Origin of the sequence: Azospirillum isscasi (genome assembly GCF_030849505.1) — a bacterium.
Classification (GTDB): Bacteria; Pseudomonadota; Alphaproteobacteria; order Azospirillales; family Azospirillaceae; genus Azospirillum; species Azospirillum isscasi.
On record NZ_JAUJFI010000341.1, the window covers coordinates 1 to 1,652 of the forward strand.

General features: G+C 66.9%; 2 protein-coding genes. Both read right to left on the reverse strand.

Annotated elements, in window-relative coordinates; translation table 11 throughout:
• Positions 1 to 1,383 (reverse strand): NAD(P)(+) transhydrogenase (Re/Si-specific) subunit beta (locus QSG27_RS28860; RefSeq protein WP_306712281.1); only part of this gene is annotated, 1,383 nt, incomplete at its 3' end.
• 2 nt (positions 1,384 to 1,385) lie between these two features.
• A partial coding sequence (locus tag QSG27_RS28865) for an NAD(P) transhydrogenase subunit alpha (protein ID WP_306712282.1) occupies positions 1,386 to 1,652 on the reverse strand: 267 nt, incomplete at its 5' end.

Below are 1,652 nucleotides of genomic sequence, written 5' to 3' on the forward strand. Positions count from 1 at the left end.
CTTCACGACCTCTTCGGTGACCTTCTTGGCGTCGCCGAAGAGCATCATGGTGTTGGGACGGAAGAACAGCTCGTTCTCGACCCCGGCGTAGCCGGCGGCCATGCCGCGCTTGATGAAGAACACCGTCTTGGCCTTCTCGACGTCGAGGATCGGCATGCCGTAGATCGGCGACTGCGGATCGGTCTTGGCCGCCGGGTTGGTCACGTCGTTGGCGCCGATCACGAAGGCGACGTCGGCGGTGCTGAAGTCGCGGTTGATGTCCTCCAGCTCGAACACCTCGTCGTAGGGCACGTTGGCCTCGGCCAGCAGCACGTTCATGTGGCCCGGCATGCGCCCCGCCACCGGATGGATGGCGTACTTGACCTCGACGCCCTCCTTCTTCAGCAGGTCGGCCATCTCGCGCAGCGCGTGCTGGGCCTGGGCCACCGCCATGCCGTAGCCCGGCACGATGATCACCGACTGGGCGTTCTTCATGATGTAGGCCGCGTCCTCCGGCGAGCCGGCCTTGACCGTGCCGCGCTCCCCGCCGCCGCCGGCCGCCGCCGCGGCGCCGCTGTCGCCGCCGAAGCCGCCGAGGATGACGTTGAAGATCGAGCGGTTCATGCCCTTGCACATGATGTAGGACAGGATCGCGCCCGAGGAGCCGACCAGCGCGCCGGTGACGATCAGCAGGTTGTTCTGCAGCGTGAAGCCGATGCCCGCCGCCGCCCAGCCCGAGTAGCTGTTCAGCATCGAGATCACCACCGGCATGTCCGCCCCGCCGATCGGCAGGATCAGCAGGAAGCCGAGCGCCAGCGCGACCAGCACGATGATCCACAGCGCCACGCTGGAGTTGGACTGCACCAGCCAGACGATGAGCAGGATCGTCAGGACGCCGAGCGCGGCGTTCAGGTGGTGCTGGAAGGGGAAGACCAGCGGCTTGCCGGTGACCAGCCCCTGGAGCTTGGCGAAGGCGACGATGGAGCCGGTGAAGGTGATGGCGCCGATGGCGGTGCCCAGCGCCATCTCGACCAGCGAGCCCTTGGCGATCGCCCCGGGCACGCCGATGCCGTAGGCTTCGGGAGAATAGAAGGCCGAGAGCGCCACGAACACCGCGGCCAGACCGACCAGCGAGTGGAAGGCGGCGACGAGCTGCGGCAGGGCGGTCATCTCGATCTTCTTGGCGATGACGTAGCCGATGCCGCCGCCGATGGCGATGCCGAGCACGATCATCCAGTAGGACTGGACGATGGGCAGGGCCAGGGTGGTCAGCACGGCGATGGTCATGCCGGCCATGCCGAACAGGTTGCCCTGGCGGGAGGTCTCGGGGCTGGACAGGCCGCGCAGGGCCATGATGAAGCACACCGAGGCGACGAGGTAGAGAAGGGCGGAGAGGCTTTCCATGGTTACTTGCCCTTCTTCTTGAACATCGACAGCATGCGCTGGGTGACCAGGAAGCCGCCGAAGATGTTGACGCTGGCCAGGATGACCGCCAGGAAGCCCATCACCTTGGAGAAGCCGAAGCCGGCCGGGCCGGCGGCGATCAGCGCGCCGACGATGATCACCGAGGACACCGCGTTGGTCACCGCCATCAGCGGCGAATGCAGCGCCGGCGTCACCCGCCACACCACGTAGTAGCCGACGAAGCAGGCCAGCACGAACACCGTCAGGCC